Genomic DNA, 20,975 nt, shown 5'->3' with positions numbered 1-20,975 from the left:
GACCTAGGCCGGTTTCGCAGCGTCCCGCGCCACCGCAAGATCCGCGACCAGCTGTCCGAAGGCAGGCTCCCGGTCCGCCGGGTCCCGCAGCCGGAGCAGCGCGGACGGGTGCGTGGTAAGCAGCACCTGCGCCGGCGCCAGGCGCTCTGGTCCGGGCATGAGCGCGCCGCGTTCGGCGCCGATCCTGACGGGCCGCCCTAACACTGCACGGCCGGCGGTCGCGCCCAGGCAGACGACGACGGCGGGACGCACCGCCTGCAGCTCGGCCTCCAGCCAGGGCAGGCAGGCGGTGATGTTGCCGACGTCGGGCGTTTTGTGGATGCGGGCTTTGCCCCGGCGCTCGAACCGGAAGTGCTTCACGGCATTGGTGAGGTACACCGTCTTCGTGTCGATGGCGGCGGCAGTGAGCGCCTCGGCGAGAAGCCGCCCGGCTGGTCCGACGAAGGGACGGCCGCGCTGGTCCTCCTGGTCCCCCGGCTGCTCCCCCACCAGCATGAGCGGCGACTCCTGCGGTCCGGCGGAAAAGACCACCTGCGTTGCATCCCGATACAGCTCGCAGCCGTGGCAGGAAGCGGCGGCCTCCGCCAGGGCGCTTACCGCCGTCGTATCCGGCACCCAGCGCTGCGCGCCGGGCCGTTCCTCGTCAACCAATTGAGACCTCCTGCGAACGACGACGCTGTGCAGCCGACTATAGGACGCTGATCCCTCGAGCGCCTAGCGCAGGCTCTTGGTCTTCCCTCCCCTGGGCAGAGGGAGGAAGTCCATCTGCAGTTCGCGGACCACCGCCTGGTAGATCAGCGGATTCCACTGGGGGCTGGCATGGGCGGGCAGTGCTCCCTCGGTGACCAGGTCCGCGGAGACCATGTTGTTGGGGAACGCCGCAGCCCAACCGGGCCGGGCGGTGGCGTAATCCACGGTGCCGTCTCCGGGATTGCCGATGAAGGCTACGGGAGTGTCCCCCAACGAGAAGCGGGTGACGTTGTAGTGGAAGATGTAGGACGCCTGGGACTGGATGAGAATGCTCGAGGGCGCCAGCGGCGAAAGCTGCTCAAGGGTCTGGTCAATGATCTGCGACCAGGTCCGCTCGTTCTTGTGCACGATCCGCTCAGCAAGTTCGTAACTGCCCCGCAGCACCGAGGGCACCCGGTAGCCAGCCTCGTAAAGGTAGACCACGCCGTCGAACATCGCCTGGTCCACGACGTCGAACCGGTCATGCGGACTGGAATCGAGCAGGATGAACTGGACGTTGACGCCGAACTCCCGGAGCCGGGAGGCGACTTCCACTGCCACCATTCCCCCGAAGCTGTGGCCGTAGAAGTACAGCTTGTCGATCTGCTGGGTCCGGATGTAACGGCGGAGCGAAGCAACGATCGTGGCGACGTCCAGTCCCCGGTTTGAGTAGCCCATCACGGCCATGCGTGCCCGGCGGCTGAGCACCGGCCGAAGCGAATTCATGATCCAGACGCCCTCCTCCCAGCTGGTCTTGTAACCGGGAAAGAGGACCCAGCGGGCATTGGGGTAGGTGCGGTCAGCAAACTCGTCGGCGACCGGGATGATCGCCAGCTCTTCGCGGGCCTCCTGGATCCGCCGGGTCACGAAGAGGTCCGTGGCCAGAGTGAGGCCAAGCGCCGAACCGGTCAGGAAGCGCCTACGGGACATTCCCTTCAGCCCGTGGGCATACCTCAGGAGCTGCTCCGGATCGTTGGTCATTACTCCAGGCCGAGTTCGTCCTTGCCGAACGCGAAGAGGTAGGGGACGCCGGCTTCAGCTTCGATGCGCTCCCGGGAACCGGTATCCCTGTCGACAATGACGGCCACCGCGCGCACGTTGCCGCCTGCTTTCCGCACGCCCTCCACAGCAGTGAGGGCCGAGCCGCCGGTTGTTGAGGTGTCTTCAAGTACGACGACGTCGCGGCCGGCAATCTCCGGCCCTTCCACCTGGCGGCCCATCCCATAGGTCTTCTGTGCCTTGCGGACGACGAACGCGTCGATTGCCCGCCCCTCGGCGGCGGCCACGTGCATGATCGCCGTACCCACCGGGTCGGCACCCATCGTCAGTCCGCCCGCGCTCGAGAAGGGGATGCCGGCGTCGTCGAGCATTGCGAGCATGACTCGGCCCACCAGGGCCGATGCCTCATGATGCAGGGTGACCCGCCGCAAGTCGATGTAGTAGTCAGCTTCCTTGCCGCTGGAAAGGGTCACACGCCCCCGCACCACCGCCAGTTCGAGGATGAGTTCACGAAGTCGGGCACGGGCAGCGGCAATGTCGGTCATGCGCTTCAGTTTAGTAGGGCGCCAAGCCGCGCCGGATCAACTTCGTGTTAACGCGGAAGCCGGGCGGACGGCCTCCCGTACGGGGGCAGTCGGCCCGGCTTCTGCTCAGACTGGACTAGAAGCGGAGGCTCCGGAGGTAGTTGTATCCGACTTCCGCGGTCTGCAGCGGGGTGACATCGGGCTGATCGTTCTCGACGATGTACTCCTTCGGAGTATGTGCGCGGAAGATGCGGGCGAAGTCGATGATCCCCGTACCGAGGTCAGCGAAGTTGCGGTCGCCGGTTAGGTTCTCCTTGTCCTTCACGTGGTACTGCAGGACCTTCTGCGGGGCCTCCAGGATCGTGTCGATGGCGAACTGAATCGGATCGGATGCGCCGACGCCAACACCGCCGGTCACCGCCCAGTAGAGGTCGACTTCCAGGTGGACCAGCTTGGGATCGAGCCTGCTGGTGAAGATGTCCCACGGGGTAAGTCCGTTGCCGAGGTCGGTCGTGAACTCGTGGGCATGGTTGTGGTAGCCGTACTTCAGGCCGGCATCCCGGGCCACGGCGGCCTCAGCGTTCATCTGGTCCGCCCACCGGCGCCAGTCATCAGCATTCGTCGAGTCCAGGTAGGGAACGTTGATATGGGTCTGTCCCAGTGTTACTGCGTTCGCGATCTTGGTTTCGAGGGCCGCAGCATCACTGCTGATGCCGTCGTGGCTGGAGGACGGTGTGATCCCGAGCGAGTCCAGGGTTGCGCGCATTGCCTCGGCCGTGCGGCCGTAGAGCCCGGCGAGCTCAACCTTCGTGTATCCGTAGTCGGCCAGGCTCGCCAGGGTCGCGTCGACCCCCTCGCCCCGCATGATGGAGCGGAGCGTGTAGAGCTGGATGCTGATCAGCCCAGGAGGAACGGGCCTACCTGCCCTCGCGGCGCTGGAAGCCGGGGCCGCGATTGCCGCACTGCCTCCAAGACCGGCAAGTCCAACTCCAACGCCCGCCGCAACCGCTCCGCGAAGGAAGCTGCGTCGGTCCACTCCCTTCTCTTCCAGTGAACGACGAAGGGCACCGGGGGCATTGAATCCGAAGCACATGTGTTTGCCTTTCTGGCAGATAAACCTTCCGCACCGGCATTGGCAGCGGAAAGCTCAAGGATGCTGCAGAGCGCAGCGGGACAGTGGGGATGGCGTGAGCCTTTGGAGCTGCCACAGCAACCAGGAGCACAAGTTAGTTGCGTCAGCCTCCGGCTTCTTCGCCACAGCTTGCCGCTTCTACTTCCTGACCTTGGATCCGAGCCAGCTTTGTGGACTCGAGCCTAGGTCCGGGTTTTGTTGCCTGTCAAGCAAAAGTCGCCGATCAGTTGCCGATCAATTTCGGCACTCGACGTCGGCTACCCTACGGACCCGGCCAGGCCCAACATTGCGTCGATCCTCTGTGGAGACATGGCGTGGTGGATTGCCAGCATGCTGGCTCCGAGCACACCAGCATCCAGGCCCGAGCTGGACTGCACGATCTGCAGATGCTGGGTGGCCAGGGGAATGGTACGCGAGTACACGACCTCCCGGATTCCTGCGATGAAGTGCTCACCAGTCAGCGCCATGGAACCGCCGATGACAATCACCGACGGATTGATCAGACTTACACATGCGGACAGGACCTCGCCGACATCCCTGCCGGCCTGCCGGACTGCATGCACCGCCTCGGTAGTGCCCGCCCCCACCAGGCGGACCACATCCTCGCTGCTTTTGGCCTCCAGGCCCTGGGCCCGAAGTTTGGCCGCCACTGCGGGACCGGATGCCACTGCTTCAAGGCAGTCAAGGTTTCCGCAGTGGCACGGCACGCCCGCACCGTTGTGAACCCGAATATGGCCGATATCCCCTGCAACACCATCGGCGCCGCGCTGGAGCATTCCACTGGAGACAATCCCCGACCCGATACCGGTGGCGACCTTGACGAAGATGAGGTTGTCGACATGCGGCCACGCCACATTGCGCTCGCCCAGCGCCATGATGTTCACGTCATTGTCCACAAGCACTGGGACGTGAAAGTGGTTCTGAAGGTAACCGGGAACGTCGAAGCCGTTCCAGCCGGGCATGATCGGCGGGTTGATGGGCCTGCCTGTGCGGTGTTCCACCGGTCCCGGCACTCCGATCCCGACGGCCAGGAGGTCCTCGGCCGCGCGGCCGGATTCCTTGAGCAGGTTGCTGCCCATCTCGACTACGGCCTCCAGGACAACGTCCGGTCCCCGGGTGACCTCGAGCGTCCGGGAGTCCTCGCGAAGGCGGTGTCCGGTCAGATCCGTCACGGCCACGTGCACATGCGAAGCTCCAATGTCCACACCCAGGACCACCTTGCTGCCCGCCTTGAGCGCAATGCGGGAGGATGGGCGCCCACCGGTGGAGACGGCGTCGTCCACGAAACCGACGAGCCCCAGTTCCATCAGGGCTTCAATCCGCAGCGTGACCGTGGAGCGCGCCAGACCCATCTGTTCCGCCAGCTCGGTCCTGGTGCGGGGGCGCCCGTCCCGCAGGATCTGGAACAGCTCACTGGCCCCCGACGAACCAAGCCCGTTGAAGCTACTTATGTCACTCATCGACCAATTACAGCACACCTATCGACGAAACGTCTTTCCTCTCGTGACCGGCCCCATTGCTAGGTACGACCGGGTATTTCGACCGAAGTTTGCCCGAAAGTCGCGCTGATACATCGAACGCGGCTCAACATTCGTTGTTAGCCGTCATTAGTCGTGTTAGGTTCGTGTGTGATCAGCGTCTCTTTCAGCGTCCAGCGCTGGAACCGGAACGGCGTTGACCACGGTGGCATCACTTCAAGGAGGAAGCTTTGATCAAGGACAACACCATCGTCTCGGGCACTGCCCGCAAGCTCGCCGCAGCGGCGTCGCTCGCTGTCGCAGCCACGGCGGTCCTGGCCGGACCTGCTGTCGCAGCCCCCGCGTCCGGCAACGCCAATGCCGCTGCCGAATGCGCCGGCCGGAGCGTGCCTGCCAGCAAGATCTCCTTCCAGCTCTACAGCTACGCCGGCTGGCAGCAGGAGGTCGGCACGGAGGGGATCCTCGCAGAACTGGCGGAGATCGGGTACAAGAACGTGGAGCCGTTCGGTGCGTCGTACGAGGGACGGTCGGCCGAGGAGTTCCGGGACCTGCTCAAGGAATACGGACTCAAAGCACCGTCGGCGCACGGTAGTACTGCTGAGACCACATTCGACGAGACGCTTGCGTACGCCAAGACGATCGGGCAGAAGTACACCGGTTCCGGAGGCTGGGCATCGCCCGGCATCAACCGGGACGGTACAAGCACTTACGCGGATGTGCTGGCCACCGCCGAGGCGATGAACCGCCTCGGACAGCTTTCCACGGAGGCGGGAACGGGGAAGCACTTCGGGCACAACCACTGGTGGGAGTTCACAACGCTCGTTACCAACCCGGAAACGGGAGAACGGACCACGGCATATGAAGTGCTCCTGGCCAACACAGACCCCCGCTACGTCGCATTCCAGCTGGACGTCTTCTGGGCATCCGACGCCGGGGTCGACGTTGTTGACCTGCTTGAGCGCTACGGCGACCGGATCGAACTGCTCCACATCAAGGACGGCGCCCTGCCCGACAACACCCTCGGATTCCAGAGCTTCCCGCTGCTGACCGATGTCGGTGAAGGGGACATCGAATGGGGTCCGATCCTCGACGCCGCCCAGGGCCACGTCAAGTACTACGTGATTGAGCGCGATGGCGCTCCGGCAACCCGTGAGTTCGCTGAGGACAGCTTCAACTTCCTCACCTGCTACTCCTACTGATCACGCCGCATCCCGTCGCTCTCCGGGTACCGTCCAGTCGGCACCCGGAGAGCGGCCCATACTCTTCTCCACCTGCATCTGCGTGTTGCGCCTGGCCGCTGCCCGCCTGCTTTGCTCCACCTGTGAAAGGACACCGAATTGGGAACATCAGCCGAGAGGATCCCGGATGAACCGCTGCAAGCGGACAACCGAGTCCATTCGTTCGGAAGGACCGGCATCTGGCTGATTGGAGCGCGTGGATCTGTGGCAACAACCGCTGCTGCCGGCCTTGCCGCAATCTCCGCCGGCTACGCGGATCCCACGGGGTGCGTCACGGAGCAGAAGCAGTTCGACGGCGTAGCCCTCCCCTCTTACCGGGAACTCCTGATCGGCGGCCATGACATCAGCGAGGTGTGCATGGCCAAACGGGCAGAAGGACTCGTAGAGTCCGGGATGCTGCCGCCACACCTCATCGAATCGGTGCGCGCGCATCTGGTGGACACCGACCAACGGGTCCGTCCCGGCTACGACCCCGGGCAGGGTTCGGAATCCCAGGCACAGGTCGCCCGGCGCCTGGCCCAGGACATCCTCGAGTTCAGGGAGACCCACAGCCTCGCCCGCGTGATCGTGCTTGATGTCGCGTCCACTGAACCGCCCGCAGCACCTGCCCCCGAGTTCGAAGATCCGGACCTGCTTTTGGCCGCGCTCGAGGACCCGGCAAGGGCTGTACTGCCTCCAAGCTCGGTAAGTGCCTACGCCGCGGTCCTCGCCGGCGCCCCCTATGTGTGCTTCACGCCGTCGACTGCCCTGAATGTGCCGGCGTTGCGCATACTGGCGGATCGCCAGGGAATCGCCACAGCCGGACAGGACGGCAAAACCGGACAGACTTGGCTGCGCTCCGTCCTTGCTCCCGCGCTGGCGTCGCGGGGCCTGCGGGTACTGTCCTGGGCCGGGACCAACCTGCTCGGCGGTGGTGACGGAGCCACGCTCGCGGACCCCCAGGCTGTTTCCGGGAAGCTGCAGTCCAAGAACCGCGGCCTGCAGGAGCTTACCGGGGGCGCCGTTACCCCACTCCACATCGACAACGTGCAGGACCTCGGAGAAACCAAGGTCGCCTGGGACCACATCAACATCGAGGGATTCCTTGGATCCCGCCTGACCCTGCAGACAACCTGGAGTGCGTTCGACTCCATGCTCGCCGCACCCATGGTGCTGGACCTCGCGAGGCTCATGGCACTCGCGGACGCGGCCGGAGAGACGGGCAACATCCCGGCCCTAGGTTTCTTCTTCAAGGATCCCTGGGGCAGCGACGAACATTCCTTCGCCAACCAGACCAGGAACCTTGTGGAGTGGGCTGCGGCCGCCACTGCCCGGCTCTCAAGCGACGCGGAGAACCACCTCCCGTGAGCATCCTCGGCGATTATCTCGAACTGGTACGGGCACCGGCGGTGCTCACAGTCCTGGGCGACACACTCGCTGGCGGCTCGGCCGCAGGACACCGGATGGGTGGACGGCGCCTTGCCCTGCCCCTTGCGAGCGCCTGCCTCTACGCGGGCGGCATGGCACTCAATGACTACGCAGACCGGGAGACCGACGCACGGGAGCGTCCGCGGCGCCCGATTCCTTCCGGGCGCATCAGCGCCCGCGACGCGCTGGCAACAGCGACGGGTCTGACCGTCGTCGGCCTTGCCCTGAGCGCAGTCGGTGGCGGGCGGCGGGCGCTCGCCATCGGGCTTCCGCTTGCCGCCACGATCTGGACCTACGACCTCGCGGCAAAGAAGTACGCGGTTCCCGGCGCCCTCACCATGGGTGCCTGCCGCGCGCTGGACGTCCTGATGGGCGCTGGACGTGGTCATCTGCGGCCGGCCCTGTCGGCGGCCGGCATCATGGGCGGCCATACCGTTGCCGTCACGCTACTCTCCCGCGGGGAGGTCGACGGCACAACTACGACGACGGCGTCCGGCGTCGCTGCCGGCACCGGACTTCTCGCCGGGGCGGTCGCAGCCGGTTCCGCCGGCACACGGCGGCAGGTTGCCGCCGTCGTCGCCGCGTCCGCCCTGTACGCGGCGAGGTGCGCTCCCGCGCAGGTGCGGGCCGCCCGGAATCCGGAGGCCATCAACGCGCTCGAAGCCACCAAGGCCGGCATTCGCGCGATGATTCCGCTGCAGGCCGCCCTCAGCCTGCGGTCCGGAAACGCTTCGGCTGCCGCAGCACTCGCCTTGGTGGACCTGACGGGCAAGGTACTGCGTTCCCGCCCCAGGAGCAGGAGGATCAGCGAATCATGACCACGCCAGCAGAAGGCATGCGCTTCAGCCTTGGCTACGGAACAAACGGCTTTGCGGACCATCCGCTCCCGGTAGCGCTCGACCTCCTGTCGGAACAGGGGTACACGGCTGTCGCCCTCACCCTCGGCTTCCCCCACCTGGACCCGTTCGCGGAGGACTGCGGACAGCAGGTGCAGGAGCTTCGGCGGCTCCTGTCCGAACGCGGAATGCGCAGCGTCATCGAAACGGGTACCCGTTTCCTGCTGGATCCGCGGCAGAAGCACCGGCCTGCACTCGTCGATGAGGTTGCCGACAGCCGTGTCGACTTCCTGCGTCGTGCCGTGGACGTTGCCGCTGCCCTGGAGTCGGAGTGCGTTTCCTTCTTTTCCGGCGTCCTGCCCGCGGATACGGACCCCCAGACAGGCTGGCAGCGGCTGACATCGCGCGTCGGTGACCTTATTAACCACGCGCGGTCCCGAAACGTGCTCCTGTCGATCGAACCTGAGCCCGGGATGCTGGTTGAGACCGTTGCGGATGCCCTGCGGCTAAGGACTGAATTAGGCGACCCGGAACACCTGCGAATCACCGTTGACATCGGGCACTGCGTGGTCGTTGAGCCCGACGGCGTGCGGGGAGCACTGCTTCGGGCCGGCGCGCTGCTCGCCAACGTCCAGCTGGACGATATGCGCCCCGAAGCGCACGAGCACCTACCCTTCGGTCAGGGCGCCGTCGATGTTGCCGAGGCGCTTGCCACCCTCGACGAACTGGACTTCCAGGGGATCGCTGCGGTTGAGCTTCCCCGGCATTCGCATGATGCGCCGGGCCTCGCGGCGCGCAGCATGGCGGCACTCCGAGATGCCTGGGACGCCTCTTCCGGCTCAAGGAACACCGCACGCTGGGTGCAGGAAAGCGCCGCGGCTATTACCTCCGACGCGATGCTCCTGCCCAGGATCTTCGCCACGGCCGGCCGCAGCGTCGGTCGGACGCCGGCCTTCCCGGCTACCGACCCTACCGGGGTCCTGTGCGGCACCACGGACGACGTCGCTCGCGCCCGCCTGATCGGCCGGCTGGGTGGACATTTCCGTCCCGACGAGCTCGCGGCAACCCTCACCGACCTCTACAACCGCGGCGACTCCGGGGAACGGCGGGGCGTACTGAGGGGGCTCGGAGTGCTGGCCGACAGCCATCCGGCGCTTCCCGACGTCGTCGTCAGTGCTGGACTGGCACTGACAACGGATGCGCTGCGAACCAACGAGAGCGCACTGGTCGCCTCGGCCGTAGGGCCGTTCGCCGCCCAATACCTGGACCAGCACAGCTGGCGCCACGCCGTCCTCAAACTCATCTTCACGGGCATCAGCCTGCAGGCCGTCGCGGACCTTCGCACGAGGGCCGATGACGAGCTGGCGCGGATGGCTGAGGCATTCGCCGCGGAACGGCGGGCCGCCGGCCGTCCCGTCCCAGATGATGCGGAACTGCTTCTGCAGCTTCCCGCAGGCGAACTGAAGCAGAACTGACAGCAACCGGAGGAAGCAGCACCCATGCGCATCTTTGATCCGCACATCCACATGACCAGCCGCACCACCAACGACTACGAAGCCCTCTACGCGAGCGGAGTCCGCGCGCTGGTGGAGCCGGCATTCTGGCTCGGGCAGCCCCGCACCAACGTCGGATCGTTCATCGACTACTTCGATTCCTTGCTGGGATGGGAGCGGTTCCGTGCAGCTCAGTTCGGCATCCGGCACCACGCCACGATTGCGTTGAACCCCAAGGAAGCCAACGACCCGCGCTGCGTGCCCGTCCTCGACGAACTGCCGCGCTACCTCGTCAAGGAAGGCGTGGTTGCCGTCGGGGAGATCGGTTATGACTCAATGACCCCCGCCGAGGACCAGGCTTTCAGCCGCCAGCTCGAGCTTGCCATCGAGTATTCACTGCCGGTGCTCGTCCATACCCCGCACCGCGAGAAGCTGTCGGGCACCCACCGGACGCTCGACGTCGTCCGCGAATCGGGAATCGGGCCGGAACGGGTGGTCGTGGACCACCTCAACGAAACCAACGTGGAGATCGTCAAGAACGCCGGAGCCTGGATGGGGTTCTCGATCTACCCGGACACCAAGATGGACGAGCATCGCATGGTCGCCATCCTGCAGCGCTACGGCACCGAGAAGATGCTGGTAAATTCCGCCGCCGACTGGGGCCGCTCAGATCCGCTGAAGACGCTCAGCACCGCGAACGCCATGCTTGCAGCGGGCTTCACGCCCGACGACGTGGACCAGGTCCTGTGGCGCAACCCCGTCGAGTTCTACGGACAGAGCGGCCAGCTCATCCTCGATCCCATACCCGGCTTCGTGGCAGACGAGCTTCCCGCCGCCGGGGTCGGCTTCGAGGGCAATTCGGTCCTGCGCGGAGCCCGCGCCTGATGCTGCTCTCCTATTGCACCAATGTCCATCCGGCTGAGGATCTCGACGGCGTCATCCGCCAATTGCGGGACTATGCGGGTCCGATCCGCCGCAAGACAGGTCTTCCTGTGCTGGGGGTAGGGCTCTGGCTCCCGGCAACGCTTGCCCGGCAGCTGGCGGCGAATCCGCAAGACCGGGAGGCGCTCCGGAACGTACTCACTTCAGAGGGACTGCAACTCCACACCATCAACGCCTTCCCGTACGGCGGTTTCCACAATGACGTCGTAAAGCTGGAGGTGTACAAACCCACCTGGGCCGAAGGGGAACGCCTGGAATACACGCTGGACTGCGCCGAGGTTCTCGCAGCATTGCTGCCTGAAGGCACAGCGGGGTCGATTTCCACCGTGCCGCTCGCCTGGCGCGAGCCCTGGACGCAGGACGACGACGACGCCGCCACAGCCGCCTTCGGCCGGCTCAGCCGGGCGCTCGCTGAGCTTCGGGAACGCACGGGCAGGACCGTGCGGATTGCCGTTGAACCCGAACCCGGATGCGTGCTGGATACCGTGTCCGACGTCGTCAGTTGGCTCGGCGCCCGCCTCGACCGGGGGATCGACCCGCAATATGTGGGCGTATGCGTGGACGCCTGCCACCTCGCAGTCTCCTTCGCTGATCCGGAGGAAGCTATCCGCGGAATAGCTGCCGCTGGAATCCGCGTCGTCAAAGTGCAGGCGTCGATGGCGCTTCACGTGCCCGACCCCTCTGCTCCTGCGGCCCGGACAGCTTTGGAGGGCTTCGCCGAGCCCAGGTATCTCCACCAGGTGAGGGAGGTCACGGAGGGCGGCGTGCTTGCGGCCGACGATCTCGCCGAGGCCCTCGATAGCCTGCCTGCGCAAAATCCCTGGCGCGTGCACTTCCATATTCCCCTGCATCATGAACCGGCTGCACCACTCGAGAGCACGGATGAGGTGCTGCGCCGGACAGTGGCAGCGGTCCGAAGGGCTTCCTACGGTGCGGAAGTGCACCTCGACGTCGAAACCTACACCTGGAGCGTCCTGCCGGATTCAACGGTCGGCATCATCGAAGGAATCGCCGCCGAAATCGACTGGGCGGGCTCCAACCTGCTCGCAACCTCCAATTAGCCGACTGCCTGATCCGGCAGGTTGGATCCGGCAATCGGCAAGTTCGATCCGGCAAGGAAGAAATCCATGAAACCCGTACTGCTCCTGAACGTTGTCGGCCTGACTCCGAAGGCCCTGGCTTCGATGCCGCGATTGTCACGGCTCGGCGAACAAGGCTGGTCTTCGCAGCTGGCGACCGTGTTGCCCGCCGTGACCTGCACAGTGCAGTCCACTATGCTGACGGGCCTGTCACCGGCCGAGCACGGCATCGTGGGGAACGGCTGGTATTTCCGGGAACTCGGGGATGTCTTTCTGTGGCGGCAACACAACCGCCTCGTCGACGGCGAGAACATCTGGGAAACCGCCCGCCACCGGGATCCGGGTTATCAGGCAGCCAACATCTGCTGGTGGTATGCCATGGGCATGTCCACAGACGTCACTGTGACACCTCGCCCGATCTATCACGCTGACGGCCGCAAATCACCGGACGCCTATGTGCGCCCGGCCGACCTGCACGACGAGCTCACTTCCTCATACGGCGAGTTCCCCCTGTTCCAGTACTGGGGTCCGACCGCTGCCATCCGGTCCACGGCCTGGATCGTCGACTCGACAAGACATGTGATGCGCACACGGCGTCCGCACCTGCTGATGGCTTATCTGCCTCACCTCGACTACGACCTCCAGCGGTTCGGCCCGGACTCCCCGCAGGCCCACTCGGCTGCAAGGGAACTCGACGCTGCCCTGGCACCGCTTCTGGACGAAGCGCAATCCTCGGGCTATGACGTTCTCGCCGTGTCTGAGTACGGCATCGAACCGGCCGACAGGCCCGTGGACATCAACCGGGTGTTGCGCCGCGAGGGGCTGCTTGAGGTGTATGTGCAGGACGGACGCGAACAGCTCGATCCATGGACCTCGCGCGCTTTCGCCGTTGCCGACCACCAGGTTGCGCATGTCTACGTTTCCGATCCCGCCGACGTTGAGCGGGTGGCGGCCTTACTGCGCGGCCTCGACGGTGTCGACGAGGTGCTGTCGCGCGAAGCCCAGGGAAGGTACGGGCTCGACCACGAGAGGTCCGGGGAACTGGTGGTGGTTGCCGAGCCGGGAGCCTGGTTCACGTACTACTTCTGGCTCGACGACGAGCGCGCACCTGAGTACGCCCGCGGCGTCGATATCCATCGAAAGCCCGGCTACGACCCCGCCGAGCTGTTCTTCAATCCCGCCGACCGCCTTGCCAAAGCCAAGGCCGGGCTGAATCTCGTGAAGAAGAAGCTGGGTATGCGCTACGCCATGAGCACAGTGCCCCTGGATCCTTCGCATGTGCGGGGAACCCACGGCCGGCTGCCGGATTCGGCGGAAGGCACGCCGCTGATCCTCAGTTCGTCCTCCAGGATCCCTGCCTCATTCGAACCCCTGGTGGGATCAGACCGCCAGGTTCCCGCAGCCAGGGTCAAGGACCTCGTGCTGGAGATGCAATCGATACGGAGCTGACGGGCAGAGGCCTGCGACAGCAGCGGAGAAACGAGTTCGAGGTTTCAAACAACAATTTGTACAAGTGCCTTTTTGGCTTCAGCGCGCCCTTTCCCGACCTTATCCTCAAGGTGCACTCAAGAAAATCTCAAGTTTGTTTGATGAAACTACTAGGCAACACGCAGCTTCTCCACTAGCGTCAAAGGTGACCTGACTCCGGCTGGTCCGGGTCCTCAAAGGCGAGAAGAAAGTGAACGATGACAGTCAATCGACAAGCGAAAGCGAAAGCTTCCGGGCATCGGGGCGATGCCGCCAATTCCAAGGCCAAGTTCAGGGCACGCACGGGCGCGGGCCTTGCTCTGGCTGCCCTGATGGCAACGTCCTTCGCCGTAGCGCCAGTCCAGGCGCAGTCCGGCGCAGCCCCGCAGGTTGCTCCCCCGGATGCCAACTTCCAGAAGGTCACGCTGAATGATGGCCCGGGAGAACCCGTGGACCTGGCCGTTCTGCCGAACAACAATGTCCTGCACACCACCCGGGGTGGCGAGGTCTGGCTCCATGAAGCGAAGACCGGTCTCAACACGCTGGCGGCAACCCTCGACGTCTACCAGCACGATGAGGAGGGCCTGCAGAGCATCGCCCTCGATCCGAAGTTCGGCACCAAGGGCAACAACTGGGTCTACCTCTACTACTCGCCACCGCAGGATACTCCCGTGGACGATCCGGCAACCCCCACGGTCAATGAGGGCGATGCACCCTTCACAGGCACAGCCGCAGATTTCGAGAAGTTCCACGGCACCCTGAAGTTGTCGCGCTTCCAGTTCGATGGATCCACCATCGACCTCGCCTCCGAGCAGGAGATCATCGAGGTACCCGGGGACCGTGGAATCTGCTGCCATGTCGGCGGCGACATCGTCTTCGACGCAGAGGGTAACCTGTACCTCTCGACAGGCGATGACACCAACCCGTTCCAGTCCGGCGGTTTCACGCCCATCGATGAGCGTCCGACGAGCAATCCTGCGCTCGACGCGCAGCGCACTTCCGCCAACACCAATGACCTCCGCGGCAAGGTTCTTCGTATCACCCCCAGGACGGCGGCGGCTACACCATTCCCGAAGGAAACCTCTTCGCCCCGGGAACGCCCCAGACCCGACCGGAAATCTACGTGATGGGACTGCGTAATCCGTTCCGTATCGAACTCAACCAGAGCAGCGGTGAACTCTACATCGGCGACTACTCCCCTGACGCCCGCACTGCGAACCCCCTTCGCGGTCCTGCAGGCACCGGTAAGTGGGCTGTTGTCACCGAACCTTCCAACTACGGCTGGCCCTACTGCGCCACCGCAGAACTGCCGTATGTCGATTACGACTTCGCCACGGGCACTTCCGGCGAAGCCTTCGACTGCGCAGCTCCCGTCAACGAATCGCCGAACAACACGGGTCTTCGCGAGCTTCCTCCCGTAGCCCAGCCGGAAGTCTGGTACAGCTACGGTCTTTCCCCGGAGTTCCCGGAGCTTGAGACCGGTGGCATCGGCCCCATGGCCGGCCCGGCCTACCAGTTTGATGAGAAGGCAACAAAGGGCCGCGCCCCGGTTGCCTGGCCTTCCTACTACGACGGCAAGTCCTTCTTCTACGAATGGACCCGCGATTACATCAAGGGCATGACCATGGAGAACGGCGAGCTGGCCTCGATCGAGAACGTTGTGGACTCCCTCGTCGTCGACAACCCGATCGACATGGAATTCGGTCCCAACGGAGCGCTCTACGTCCTGGAGTACGGAGACGGCTACTTCGGCGAGAACCCCGATGCCCAGCTGTCCCGCATCGACTACATCGGGCCCAATGGCAACCACAGTCCCGTAGCCGTCGCCTCCGGATCCCCCGTCGCGGGTTCCGCACCCCTGACGGTCCAGTTCTCGAGTGAGGGAACCAACGACGCCGACGGCGACAAGCTCCGCTACAAGTGGGACTTCAACTCGGATGGAGTTGTGGACTCGGAGGAGCCGAACCCCTCCTTCACCTATGAGGAGACCGGAACCTACACGGCAACCCTGCAGGTGACGGACCTTGGGGGCAAGCACCGCGGTCGCTCCTCCTCGGCAGAGGTAGCCATTGAGGTCGGCAACCAGGCGCCGGTGATCGAGTTCATCAGCCCCGTGGCAGGGCAGGACTTCAAGTTCGGTGACACCGTGACCTATGAAGTGCGTGTCACCGATGACCAGCCGGTGGACTGCTCCTTGGTCGAGGTGACCTACATCCTTGGGCACCACACCCATGGTCACCCGCAGACCACCACATCGGGTTGCACCGGAACCCTGACCACCACGGTTCCGGAAGGTCATGATCCTGCTGTCGACGATCTGTCCGCCGTGTTCAGCGCAAGCTACACGGATGCCGGCGACGCGTCCTCCGCACCGCTCACCGGCACCGCGGAGATTGTCCTCTTCGAGACCCGCTGAGTACACGGACCCCTCGGTCTACACGAAACGGGCGCCCTTCCAGCACAGCTGGGAGGGCGCCCGTTTCGTGTCCGATCAGGTGGCGACGGAAGGGCGGAGGAACCCAGCGGGATCGCGAATGAGCGGTTCGAAGGCCAACTCGGCGGCACCGACGAGGATGGAATCTTCTCCCAGGGGCGCCAGCTCGATAGCCACCTTCTCGCGTTCGCCGCGGATGCCTTGAGCGCGTAGCGCTTTGTGCAGCCTCTCGGGAGATGCCAGAAACAGGATTCTCAGAAAGCCGCCGAGCACGATCATGGATGGGTTCAGCAGGTTGATGATGCTGCGCAGACCCACCGCCAGCAAATCGGCCTGTCGCCCGATGAGTTCGGCCAGCGACTGCGATGCCGCTCCTTCGCGCAGCTTCTCCAGCACTGCCTCTTCGAGATTCTCGATGTCGCCCTGCGGCAGACCGACAGCTTTAACCAGGGCTTCCCTGGTTACTTCCGCTTCAAGGCAGCCAGCAGCACCGCAGGTGCATTCGGCACCGCCGGAGAGTACATGCATGTGCCCCAATTGGCCCGCAAATCCTGTCGCGCCCCGGATGAGGCGCCCACCGCTGATGACGCCGCCCCCGATTCCGCTGGCACCCCCGTAGAGGTAGACGAGGTCGGCAATATCGCGGCCTGCCCCGAAGGTGGCTTGGGCCCGGGCGCCCACCACGGCGTCATTGGCCGCGGTCACGGGGAGCTTCAGCGAATCGCTGAGCAGTGCACCCAGTGGTTCTTCCCGCCAGCTGAGGTGGGGCGCTTCAATCACGCTGCCGTCGTTGGAGTCGACCAATCCTGGGATCGCGAGGCCCAGGCCGACGATGCGGTGCTGGGCAGGGAGGGACGTGCGCATCCCGGTGTATACGGCGGAGACGATATTCACGACTTCAGTCACTGACGGCGCACGTACCGTGTGGAAGCGGACCGGGTTCACAACCCGGCCGCCCAGGGAGACCAGCGCTACATTCACGACGTCGATGTCGGGGTTCACTGCGAGCGCCAGCGTGGTGGGACTCGGCTCAATCATGATGCTCGGCCGGCCGTGCTGCTGCTCCTGGTCAAGGTCGCTTTCCAGCACGAGGCCATGCTGGACAAGCTCTCCCACGAGTGCGGCTATGGTGGAGCGGTTCAGGCCGGTAGCACGGGTGAGTTGAGCACGCGAGATGCCGCCCATCGAATGGACAAGCCCCAGAACGGTCGAAAGGTTGTGCTGGCGCGTCGAATCGCGATTGGTACCGAGGTTGGTGGCGATGACCGGTCTGCGGATACGGTCATCGCGGGACACCGGGATCATCGCCTGGGAAGAACGTGCCTCGAACTGCCTTCCACCCCGATTCAGGTCCTTCCTGGCAACCGCCTGGGTCTCGCTCTCGTTCTCTCATCCTAACGTCACGCCCACCGGACATCACGGATGAGTCAGCATTGCGACGACCTGGAGTTTGAACCGGAACCTAGTCGGAGGTCAGGCCTGCGATCACCGAGAACAGCATGTGCTCAAGACTGTTGCGTAGCCCGAACGGCACCAGTTGCTCCTCAAGGTGGACCAATGCGCAGTGGGCATGTTCCGTAGCGAGGTTCACGGCGTAATCCTTTGCACCGCAGGCTACCAGGACCGCCCGCACGTACTCGGCGTCGGCTGCAGATAGGTCCGCCGACCCGATCAGGGAAGCAATGGATGACCACTCAGGCCGGGTGGCAGCGTAGGACAGCATCGCCGTCCGCTTGCCCTCGCGCAGGTCGCCCCAGGTTGTTTTTCCGGTTCTCGTGGTGTTGCCGAATACGCCAAGGACATCATCAGCCACCTGATAGGCAATCCCGGCGTAGTGCCCAAAGGACTTCAGGGCTGCAACAGTGGCCTGTCCCACCCCGGCAAGGACCGCTCCTGCCTGCAGCGGCGCTTCGAAGGAATAGACGGACGTTTTCTGGTGGGCAGTCTTTGTGATGTCCTCGAGGGACGGCATGGTGGACGATCTGCTGAATTCCACGTCGAAGACCTCCCCGCCCACAGAAGAGAAGATGGCGTCGTCAAGGATCTCGTGGAGACGGAGCATGACTGCCGACGGCGCGTCGACCGTGCGCAGAAGACGGTAGGCCCCCGCGAGCGCGAGATCACCGGCAAGGATTCCTGCGGAAACGCCTACGTGCTCGGCGGCTTCCTGCCCGGCGCCCGCGCGAAGTGCTCTCGCCCGGTAGTGCCCTGACACGTTCGGTGCTCCGCGTCGAACGAAGTCCCGGTCGATGACGTCGTCATGAATTATCAGTGCGCTGTGCAGGAGTTCGAAGGATGCCGCAATACGCGCCGCAGCGGCCGGATCGGTGCCGCCGAGCTCCCGATAAGCGAGCATGACCAGCCGCGGGCGGGAGCGCTTCCCGCCCGCGGCTGCCCTTTCAAAGGCTTCCCAGAGCCCGAGGTAGGTAGCGCCCACCGACACCGCGCGCAGCTTTGCTTCCTCGAAGAAGTTGCGCAGGACGTCCTCGACGAGTTCACGGTCCGCGTCCTCGTGCACGGCGGTATCAATGTTCAGCTGGTTCACTGCATTTCCTCCGATTCCGTCCATCCGTCCGGCGGCATCGCTGTGCCGGTGTGGGCCACGCGTGCCTATCTCTTGCCGGCTCGGGTTCCTCGTGCGGCGAAGCGTTGCTGCAGCAGAACCGCGATTACAAGAATCAGGCCCCTGGCGAGCGCCTGGACCGAGGTGTCCAGGTTGTTCTGCGTGAAGACGTTGGTCAACGTGCTGAAAATCAGAACGCCGAGAACGGTTCCCATGATGGTTCCGCGTCCGCCGATGAGCAGAGTGCCGCCCACCACGACAGCGGCGATCACATCGAGTTCCAGGAGCAGTCCGTGCGTCGAAGTTCCAGCGGTGGTGCGGCCTAGGAACATCACACCGCCGATGCCCGCCGTCACGCCGGCGAGGACGTAAAGGGAAACCAGATGGCGCTTGACCTTGATACCCGCCAGGCGGGAAGCCTCGAGATTTCCACCGATTGCAATGGTGCGGCGTCCGAACGTGGTTCGGTTCAGCAGGAACCACCCGGCCGCTGCGACAACCACGAAGATCCAAATGAGGATGGGAATGCCCAGCATGTCAGCGCGCATGAACTGCAGGAAGTCGCGGTTGTTCACGATCTGTGTGCTTCGGCCGGAAATCAGCTCGGCGAGTCCGCGGGCGCCGACGAGCATGGCGAGGGTGGCGATGAAGGAGACGACATTGCCGTAAGCGACCACCAAGCCGTTGATAAGGCCTGCAAGGGCTCCTACTCCAAGAGCCACGACCACCATAAGGAGCCAGGATGATTGCGTCGCAGCAAGTTGCACGCTGGTCAGGCTCGCCACCACCGTCGTAAGCCCCAGCACCGAGCCCACAGAGAGGTCGATACCTCCAGCGGTGATCACGAAGGTGACACCGATGCTCACAACGCCGATGATCGAGGCGTACCGAAGGATCGTCAGCATGTTTTCAAGGTTGAGGAACCGGTCGCCGCTGGTAACTGCACCCACCACGAGGAGCAGCGCGAGCGCGATAACCAGTCCAAGATTCCGTCCAGCGGATCCCCTCAGGAAGTTCTGTACCGGATTGGTCCTGGGGGCACTGTGATCGACCGGCGCATCCGTGCGCGGTTCAATCACCTTGGTATTCTGCTCGCTCACGCGGCACTTCCCTTCATGACGAGATCGAGCACACCGTGCTCGTCCAGATCGCTTGCTTTGGTTTGAGTGAGGACCTTGCCGTCGTCAATGACGAGTACGTTGTCGGCAAGGCCGAGCACTTCCTCGATTTCGCTCGAGACGACGATGATTGCGGTGCCGGCTGCCGCCAGCCGGCGGATGAGTGCGTAGATCTCAGCGCGTGCACCGACGTCGACGCCGCGGGTGGGTTCATCCAGCAGCAGCACCGGAGTCCCGTGCACCAGCCAACGGGCAAGGAGGATCTTCTGTTGGTTACCTCCGGAAAGTGTGCGGGCCGGACGATCCGGGTCTGCGGGCCGGAGCTCAAGCGCCGCAATCTGCTCGCGGGCTGCGTTCCGCTCGGAACGTTCGTCAAGGTGTCCCCCGCGGGCGAACCGTTCGAAGGTGGAGAGCGTTACGTTCTTGAAGATCGGCTCGTCGAGGATCAGGCCCTGGCTCTTCCGCTCCTCAGGTGAAAGCCCGATCCCCGATTCCACGGCAGCGGGAACTGACCCGGCCCGCAGCACCTTGCCGTTCACCGAAACCTTGCCTGACGACGACTTGCGTGCCCCGTAGATCGTTTCGAGAATCTCGGAGCGTTTGGAGCCGACGAGTCCCGCGAATCCAAGAATCTCTCCCGCGCGTACCGAGAAGCTGACCTTTTCGAAGTGGCCGGCGAGCTCCAGGTTCTCGACTTCCAGAACCACGGGCGCCTCTGGGGAGATGGGCTTCCGCTCGGGGAAGACATTCTCGACGTCGCGGCCGGTCATCAGCCTGATGAGTTCTGACTTTTGAGTATCTGTAACGCTCAGTCCGTTTGCGGTGCTGCGCCCGTCCTTGATGACCGAGATCCGGTCGCCGATCTGGCGGATCTCCTCAAGCCGATGGGAGATGTAGACAACCGCAATGCCCTGGGCGGTCAGCTCCCTCACTACCCGGAAGAGGTTGGACACCTCACCCGAGTCGAGGATGGCGCTGGGCTCGTCCATAATGATCAACTTCGTGTCCCGCGAGAGGGCGCGCGCCATGCTCACGATCTGCTTGTTCGCCGCAGACAACGTGCCGACTTCGGTAGACGGCGACAGATTGCCGTGGCCCAGTCGCTTCAGCAGCGAACGCGCGATCGCATTGGTCTTCTTCACGTGAAGAACGCCTCCACTTGCGCGTTCATGACCGAGGAAGATGTTCTCCGCCACGGACAGACCGTCCACGACGTCGAGCTCCTGGTACATGGTTGCGATGCCGAGGTCGAGCGCGGCTGTGGGACTGGGGAGGGAAATCGGCTCACCCTCCCAGCGGATTTCTCCGCTGTCGGGCTGATGCACGCCGGACAGGGTCTTGATGAGGGTGGACTTGCCGGCTCCGTTCTGGCCCATGACACAGTGCACTTCTCCCGGAAGTACCTGCAGGTCGACACCTTTGAGCGCCTGCACACCAGCGAATTGCTTGGTGATTCCGCGAACTTCTAGCAACGGCTGGAGCTGATCTTCTTCGAACATGAGACGAAGCTAACACATTATGTCGGCAATCGGTATA

18 protein-coding genes are annotated in these 20,975 nt (G+C 64.3%); 9 read left to right on the top strand and 9 right to left on the bottom strand.

The genetic code is table 11. The features are described 5' to 3' along the window. Positions 1–3: 3 nt before the first annotated feature. From GC088_RS01010 to GC088_RS00990, 5 genes are all read right to left on the bottom strand, one after another. Positions 4–651 carry a UdgX family uracil-DNA binding protein gene (locus tag GC088_RS01010; protein ID WP_323960060.1) on the bottom strand — a complete coding sequence of 216 codons (648 nt, stop codon included), beginning with the start codon at positions 649–651 and terminating at the stop codon, positions 4–6. A 63-nt stretch (positions 652–714) separates the two neighbouring features. Then, positions 715–1,710, bottom strand: coding sequence for an alpha/beta fold hydrolase (locus GC088_RS01005; RefSeq protein ID WP_323960059.1), 996 nt, complete (start codon positions 1,708–1,710; stop codon positions 715–717). Beyond that, the gene (gene pyrE / locus GC088_RS01000; protein WP_323960058.1) at positions 1,710–2,273 is read right to left on the bottom strand and encodes an orotate phosphoribosyltransferase; all 564 of its coding nucleotides are present in this window, start codon (positions 2,271–2,273) and stop codon (positions 1,710–1,712) included. The genes GC088_RS01005 and pyrE overlap by 1 nt, the downstream gene beginning before the upstream one ends. 115 nt (positions 2,274–2,388) lie before the next feature. Beyond that, a complete protein-coding gene (locus tag GC088_RS00995; RefSeq protein WP_323960057.1) occupies positions 2,389–3,345 on the bottom strand; it encodes a sugar phosphate isomerase/epimerase family protein in 957 nt (318 codons plus the stop codon). 296 nt (positions 3,346–3,641) lie between these two features. Further along, positions 3,642–4,844, bottom strand: coding sequence for an ROK family transcriptional regulator (locus GC088_RS00990; protein WP_323960056.1), 1,203 nt, complete (start codon positions 4,842–4,844; stop codon positions 3,642–3,644). Positions 4,845–5,092: 248 nt separating this feature from the next. Here GC088_RS00990 and GC088_RS00985 point away from each other — a divergent pair, with 248 nt between their 5' ends. The 9 genes from GC088_RS00985 (at position 5,093) to GC088_RS00945 (ending at position 15,740) form a co-directional block, all read left to right on the top strand. Continuing rightward, on the top strand, positions 5,093–6,061 hold the full coding sequence (locus GC088_RS00985) for a sugar phosphate isomerase/epimerase family protein (protein ID WP_323960055.1): 969 nt from the start codon (positions 5,093–5,095) through the stop codon (positions 6,059–6,061). 243 nt (positions 6,062–6,304) lie between these two features. Beyond that, positions 6,305–7,447 (top strand): inositol-3-phosphate synthase, encoded by a 1,143-nt coding sequence (locus tag GC088_RS00980; RefSeq protein WP_416377483.1) that lies wholly within the window; start codon positions 6,305–6,307, stop codon positions 7,445–7,447. Beyond that, a complete protein-coding gene (locus GC088_RS00975) occupies positions 7,444–8,325 on the top strand; it encodes an SCO3242 family prenyltransferase (protein WP_323960053.1) in 882 nt (293 codons plus the stop codon). The genes GC088_RS00980 and GC088_RS00975 overlap by 4 nt, the downstream gene beginning before the upstream one ends. Beyond that, positions 8,322–9,818: an EboA domain-containing protein gene (locus GC088_RS00970; protein ID WP_323960052.1), complete on the top strand. Its 1,497-nt coding sequence runs from the start codon at positions 8,322–8,324 to the stop codon at positions 9,816–9,818. The genes GC088_RS00975 and GC088_RS00970 overlap by 4 nt, the downstream gene beginning before the upstream one ends. Positions 9,819–9,842: 24 nt before the next feature. Further along, positions 9,843–10,721 (top strand): TatD family hydrolase, encoded by an 879-nt coding sequence (locus tag GC088_RS00965; protein ID WP_323960051.1) that lies wholly within the window; start codon positions 9,843–9,845, stop codon positions 10,719–10,721. Beyond that, entirely contained in the window at positions 10,721–11,839 is a 1,119-nt protein-coding gene (gene eboE / locus GC088_RS00960; RefSeq protein WP_323960050.1) for a metabolite traffic protein EboE, read from the top strand. The genes GC088_RS00965 and eboE overlap by 1 nt, the downstream gene beginning before the upstream one ends. Before the next feature lie 66 nt (positions 11,840–11,905). After that, on the top strand, positions 11,906–13,306 hold the full coding sequence (locus GC088_RS00955; protein ID WP_323960049.1) for an alkaline phosphatase family protein: 1,401 nt from the start codon (positions 11,906–11,908) through the stop codon (positions 13,304–13,306). Positions 13,307–13,542: 236 nt separating this feature from the next. Next, entirely contained in the window at positions 13,543–14,451 is a 909-nt protein-coding gene (locus tag GC088_RS00950; protein WP_323960048.1) for a PQQ-dependent sugar dehydrogenase, read from the top strand. Next, positions 14,451–15,740, top strand: a complete 1,290-nt coding sequence (locus GC088_RS00945) for a PKD domain-containing protein (protein WP_323960047.1) — start codon at positions 14,451–14,453, stop codon at positions 15,738–15,740. The genes GC088_RS00950 and GC088_RS00945 overlap by 1 nt, the downstream gene beginning before the upstream one ends. Before the next feature lie 75 nt (positions 15,741–15,815). Here the strand turns inward: GC088_RS00945 and GC088_RS00940 are convergent, their stop codons facing one another. From GC088_RS00940 to GC088_RS00925, 4 genes are all read right to left on the bottom strand, one after another. Then, positions 15,816–17,054 (bottom strand): ROK family transcriptional regulator, encoded by a 1,239-nt coding sequence (locus GC088_RS00940; protein WP_323960046.1) that lies wholly within the window; start codon positions 17,052–17,054, stop codon positions 15,816–15,818. Positions 17,055–17,220: 166 nt separating this feature from the next. Further along, complete coding sequence (locus GC088_RS00935; protein ID WP_323960045.1) at positions 17,221–18,303, bottom strand: polyprenyl synthetase family protein; 1,083 nt, start codon at positions 18,301–18,303, stop codon at positions 17,221–17,223. A 65-nt stretch (positions 18,304–18,368) separates the two neighbouring features. Further along, positions 18,369–19,421, bottom strand: coding sequence for an ABC transporter permease (locus GC088_RS00930; RefSeq protein ID WP_416377482.1), 1,053 nt, complete (start codon positions 19,419–19,421; stop codon positions 18,369–18,371). Beyond that, positions 19,418–20,938, bottom strand: a complete 1,521-nt coding sequence (locus GC088_RS00925) for a sugar ABC transporter ATP-binding protein (RefSeq protein WP_323960044.1) — start codon at positions 20,936–20,938, stop codon at positions 19,418–19,420. The genes GC088_RS00930 and GC088_RS00925 overlap by 4 nt, the downstream gene beginning before the upstream one ends. Positions 20,939–20,975: the final 37 nt, after the last annotated feature.

Origin of the sequence: Arthrobacter sp. JZ12, from assembly GCF_035189165.1 — a bacterium.
Lineage (GTDB): Bacteria > Actinomycetota > Actinomycetes > Actinomycetales > Micrococcaceae > Arthrobacter_D.
Note: the sequence above shows the minus strand (reverse complement) of the source record. Positions and strands in the feature narration are given on the sequence as shown.